Source organism: Melaminivora alkalimesophila, from assembly GCF_000282995.1.
In the GTDB taxonomy this organism is placed as follows: domain Bacteria; phylum Pseudomonadota; class Gammaproteobacteria; order Burkholderiales; family Burkholderiaceae_C; genus Melaminivora; species Melaminivora alkalimesophila.
Genome location: NZ_ALEE01000027.1, coordinates 1 through 4,625, shown reverse-complemented (window position 1 = coordinate 4,625; position 4,625 = coordinate 1). Strand labels below are relative to the sequence as shown.

Annotated in this window: 6 protein-coding genes; 4 read left to right on the top strand and 2 right to left on the bottom strand. The window is 50.2% G+C overall.

Features of this window, described 5'->3' with window-relative positions:
* The first annotated feature begins 128 nt into the window (after positions 1-128).
* The 4 genes from A612_RS16175 (at position 129) to A612_RS18195 (ending at position 3,201) form a co-directional block, all read left to right on the top strand.
* Positions 129-341 carry a ribbon-helix-helix domain-containing protein gene (locus tag A612_RS16175; RefSeq protein ID WP_075806976.1) on the top strand — a complete coding sequence of 71 codons (213 nt, stop codon included), beginning with the start codon at positions 129-131 and terminating at the stop codon, positions 339-341.
* Positions 331-1,536, top strand: coding sequence for an HNH endonuclease (locus tag A612_RS16810; RefSeq protein ID WP_146210365.1), 1,206 nt, complete (start codon positions 331-333; stop codon positions 1,534-1,536). Before A612_RS16175 ends, A612_RS16810 begins: the two co-directional genes overlap by 11 nt.
* A gap of 37 nt (positions 1,537-1,573) precedes the next feature.
* Positions 1,574-2,761, top strand: a complete 1,188-nt coding sequence (locus tag A612_RS17735) for a DNA cytosine methyltransferase (RefSeq protein ID WP_241209496.1) — start codon at positions 1,574-1,576, stop codon at positions 2,759-2,761.
* Between the two features lie 122 nt (positions 2,762-2,883).
* Complete coding sequence (locus A612_RS18195; RefSeq protein WP_478212051.1) at positions 2,884-3,201, top strand: Pycsar system effector family protein; 318 nt, start codon at positions 2,884-2,886, stop codon at positions 3,199-3,201.
* Here A612_RS18195 and A612_RS00250 read toward each other — a convergent pair.
* Positions 3,164-4,135 (bottom strand): IS481 family transposase, encoded by a 972-nt coding sequence (locus tag A612_RS00250; protein WP_019372616.1) that lies wholly within the window; start codon positions 4,133-4,135, stop codon positions 3,164-3,166. The two genes, A612_RS18195 and A612_RS00250, sit on opposite strands and share 38 nt — an antisense overlap.
* A 238-nt stretch (positions 4,136-4,373) precedes the next feature.
* On the bottom strand, positions 4,374-4,625 hold a 252-nt coding region (locus A612_RS00245), incomplete at its 5' end, for a putative nucleotidyltransferase substrate binding domain-containing protein (protein ID WP_040435250.1).

Sequence of the window (4,625 nt, the reverse complement as noted above, 5' to 3'; positions counted from 1 at the left end):
TACGCAGCGCGGCTTAACTCAGGTGTTATGTGTTCAGGAGCGTTGCCTACAACGTAGCATTCGACTTCCATTGTGCAGCAAAGTGCTGCATAATGCCGCAGAATTCCAGTTAAGCATGAGCGGGGTAGATGGTGGCTACAAAAAGTCGAATAACTATTAACCTTGATGAGAATAATTATCAAGAGCTAATCGCGCTTTCAAATGAGCTGGACGTTTCATTGGCTTGGTTGGGCAGAAAAGCGTTTACCGATTTGTTGGCTAAATACCGCAGAGATGGGGAAGATGGAAAAAATGCCTCTGTTGTATTCGATCCAAGCAATAATGTAGCGAGTGGTTCCTGATATGTGGAAATGGGATCAAGGCAGAATGCAGTATTTTCAATACGATGTTCTGCGTACCATGGCTAATTTTGTTGTCAATTATGATTTTAAAAATAGCGAACCAGCTTTTATAAGACAAGTAACAGGGTTGCCGTTTTCAGCACCACCAACGCACTCTCCATGGCGAAATTATTCACGAATTTACAAGCTGTGTCTTCTCGTTTCTGAGTCCCAAGGCATTGCCATACCAACTGATATAGCACGAGTATTGAGCCAACCCGGTGCAGTTACATGTGATGAGTATGTCCACTTTTTAGTGGAAGCTACTACTGACCCCTCTCCAGCACTATCTGATTGGGCAGAAGCCGATACGGCTATGCAGAGAAGAAATCCTTTGTGCTTTTCGTTGAAATATATTTTGGCAAAAGTGGCTGGTCTTGATGAATACATCACACCGATAAACGAAATTATTGGTGCATACATTTTTAGTGGATTTAATGGTGGTGAGAGCGATACAGAGTTTCTCTCTTTGATGGGTAATCGCGAGCGATATCCTGACTTTGTACGAAATATAGATCCTCGTCAGGCTCGTGAAAGCATTAAATTTATTTCTCAAATATCATACTTGCATAACACGGCTAGCGATATCGTTGTATCTCTAAATAAGGAAGACGCTCATGAAATATTTCATTCATTAAGTCCGATATCTGGCCCGTACGAGACAGACGGAAACCTTGAAATTCAGCGGCTCGCAAGTTTCTTCCGGGATGGCTCTGAACACGATTTTTTCGAGTACAAAGGGACAATAGTTTCAGATGTTTTGGAGAGCGGGTTTGTTGAAGGTAGTAAGGTTAAGAAGACACACGTCATAATCGAAAGAAATGCGAAGTTACGTGGCTTGTATTTTGATAAATTTCCCAGCCCTGTTTGTGACTCCTGCCGAATAGATACAAGCAAGAAATATCCGTGGATCAACAGGGTTCTTGACCTTCATCATATCTTGCCGCTTTCGTCTGGAACTCGGGTAGATTCAAGAGTTGGAACAATCCTTGATGATATGGCACCTATTTGCCCAACATGTCACAGAGCGATTCATCGTTACTATGACGATTACTTAAAAACAAACAGCAAAAGTGATTTTGATAACAAAGAGGAAGCGCATGAGATTTACTTCCAAGCAAAGCAGGGTATTGTGAAAGGTGACTGTTATGTCTAGAACAAATGCATCTACAGGGACCCCTTTAACTCCCGCGTTGCAAAAGAAGATTTTTGAGTTTGCGAAAAGAAAAGGTATTGAGCTTTCTGAGGCATTAAACCGCCACGGCTATACCTTTGATGACCTCGTATATGAAGAAAGCCACAAAAAAGCATGGGCTGGACCTAAACCAAAAAAATTATCACATTACAAGTCAGAGCCGAATGGTATTCCTTTGGTCAGTTTCTTTACTGGCTGCGGCGGAATCGATTTGGGCTTTGAGACTGCAGGTTATGAGCATAAGGCAGCTTTTGAGTTCAACGAACTATTTTGTAAAACCTTGCGAAAAAATAGACCAGCTTGGAATGTTTTTGGGCCACCTACACACTCAGGTGACGTGTCTAATGTGTCAGAGATCATTGAGACCTTAGAAGCGATAATTCCCCTGAATTTTGAGGGCATGTTTGTAGGAGGGCCGCCTTGTCAGCCGTTTTCAATTGCCTCAAATCAGCGGTTTTCTAAGTCCGGAGATAATTTCAAAAGGATTGGCTTTGGGCATGAAAAGAATGGAAATCTCCTTTTTGATTACGTGAGTATCATCAAACACTTCAAACCAACATGTTTTCTCATTGAGAATGTTCCTGGGTTAAGGGATTTGGATGGCGGCACACAGTTGTCTGCTGCTATACGCGAACTGGAAGCAGTCGGCTATAAGATAGTGGAGCCGCGCGTACTCAACGCTGCTGACTATGGTGTTCCACAATTTAGAGAGAGACTGTTCGTGATCGGCAGTAGAAATGGAAATATGCCTGCATTCCCAGAAAGATCAAAATTGGCTTTTGGTGCAGGTTCAGTTCTTCAAAGAAGTCAAGGAAATGCCAAAAATACAGAGACCAGAGCACACAAGCTAAATTCTATGGAGCGTTATTGCAAGTTAGGGTACGGGCAAAGGGATCAGCTTGGTCGTGTAGACAGACTTGACCCTTGTATTCCATCGAAGACAGTTATTGCAGGCGGAACAAACGGGGGAGGCAGGTCTCACCTTCATCCTGAAATACCAAGGACATTGAGCGTTAGAGAATGCGCAAGACTACAAACTTTTCCAGATGATTACGTATTTGTTGGTTCAACTGCTCGCCAATTTACGCAAGTAGGGAATGCCGTACCACCTGTTTTAGCCGCACAACTGGCGCTGACTGTAGCATCTTCAGTATTTCGCGAAAAGATGGTTAAGGTTGCACGCTAACAGCGGGGCTAGCGGGATGGACACATAACAATCACATGCACTCGGACAGCAAAAAGCGCCGCTCGTTCCTCGCTATGCTTTTTGCTGCCGGTGATGTGAGGCGTTAGCTGCTAGGAGAAACGATGACGCGCATCGAGATAGCAGAAAGCATCCTCTCACGGCAACTTGCGTGGATCGCTTCTTCAGATTCAAAAGCAAGTTTTATCTTTCCCGTCGCCGCTGCAATGCTTGGCGTATTAGCCGCAGTGGCTCCATCGCCCACAGCGTGGAGTGTTTCTTCTGGCATATTCGCGAGTATCGCCACCATCTTGCTACTGCTTTGCATCGCTTTTTGTGCACTTTCTGCGTTCCCACGAACCGATGGGCCAAAGGGGTCGGTAATTTTCTGCGAGGGTATTTGCTCTAAGTGTCGCATCCCGGGCGATCATAAGGTCGCCTGAGAAACAAATGCGGCTGGGATGTGTACCACTGTTTCATGGCCTGCAGTGGCGTCAAGCTTTTGAGGGCTGACTGGGGCAGCTGGTGGTTGTACAAGGCCACGTAGCGCAGCAGCGTGCTGTCCAGATCTTCCTGGCTGTTAAAGCGATGCGTGTTCAGGACATCGGCAATGCGACCGTTGAAACGCTCGACCATGCCGTTGGTTCTGGGTGTCCTGGGCTGGGTCAGGCGGTGCTCGATGCCCAGCTGCTGACACAGCAGATCAAACTCATGCTGGCCGCTGGGCTTGCGCTCGCGGCTGGCAAACAGGCGATCGGTGAACTCCTTGCCGTTGTCGGTCAGCAGCCGGGTGATCTTGATGGGACAAGCCTTGTGCAAAGCCTTTAGGAAAGCCCGGGCATTGCTGGCGGTTTTGCTGCGCTTGATCTGCACGAACACCCAACGTGTGGCCCGGTCGATGGCCACGAACAGGTAGCGCCGGCAGCTCTCGCCAGGCATTTGCGGCAGGTACTTCACGTCCACATGCACAAAGCCCGGCTCGTAGCTCTTGAAGGCCTTGTGCGCAGACTTGGGCTGCTGGGGTTTCAGAGCATTCAAGTTGCCCACGCCGTGGCGGCGCAAGCAGCGATCGAGCCCCGAGCGAGAGACGGCAGGGCACAGGAATTCACGGGTGACGGCCAGCAGGTCATCCAAGGGCAGCAGCAGCGTACGGCGCAGCTCCACGGCAATAGCTTCCTGCACCGGTGTCAGGGTCGTCTGCAGGCGATGCGCCGTGTGCGAGCGGTCAGTGAAGACATCGCGCTTTTTCCACTTGTAGATGGTTTGCTCGGTGACGCCGTGACGCGCTGCCAGCACGGCTGCGCTCTCGCCGCTGGCGGCGATTTCAGCGCGCACCGCAGGCGTGGTGCGAGCGTTCTTGTGTAGTGCGATCATCATGTCTGAGCTCTCCCGGATGCTTGCAAACTCGCCATCAGCTCTGTCATCACGGTGCGGGCCATGAACAGCGGATAGCGATTTTCGTCTATGCAATCATCCGGGATGCGACAGGTAGAGACAGGCGTATCCGGCACACACCGGAGCGGCTTCACTATGGCCGTGCGGCTCGAGAGGTTCGAAGAGGCAGGACAGTGCGGGCGTGGGTGCAGCCATTGGTGGGGGATGCCCCGCCAAGCCCTCAGAACCTTCCAGCCTGATAGCGCTGCGCCAGCACCGCCTGCAGCCGCTGCACGATCCGAAATGCGTCCCTGAGCGTGCGCCGCTCGAAGCTCGACAGCTCGGCCAGCCGCAGGTGGTTGTCCGGCTCCAGCCCGGCCGCGACCTGCCGCGTCTGGTGTGCGAGGCGCAGCCCGGCGATGAATTCCAGCGTGTCGCGCAGGTCGCGGGCCGCCTCCGGGCTGACCTCGCCGCTGTCGGCAGCGGCCACCAG